At 36.9% G+C, this 287-nt stretch carries 1 pseudogene; it reads left to right on the top strand.

From position 1 onward, the window contains the following. Positions 1-287: pseudogene (locus PBV87_RS05455) on the top strand (IS5/IS1182 family transposase); the annotation flags it as partial.

Below are 287 nucleotides of genomic sequence, written 5' to 3' on the forward strand. Positions count from 1 at the left end.
ACACGTCAGTATCATCATAAAAAACCACTCTCAGCAAGATGTGAAAAAGTTGAAACTAAACTTTCAAAGATTAGTACTACAGACCCTGATAGTGGCTATATGATGCGTGATGGAAAACCTGAAGGTTTTCATTACCTTGACCATCGTACTGTAGATGCTAAGTACAGCATCATTACAGATGTATTTGTGACACCTGGAAATGTAAGTGATGTAGAGCCTTATCTTGAAAGATTAGATCGTCAAAAAGAAAGGTTTGGCTTTGATACCAAATATGTTGGACTTGATGC

This window comes from Holtiella tumoricola (genome assembly GCF_027857615.1).
In the GTDB taxonomy this organism is placed as follows: Bacteria; Bacillota; Clostridia; order Lachnospirales; family Cellulosilyticaceae; genus Holtiella; species Holtiella tumoricola.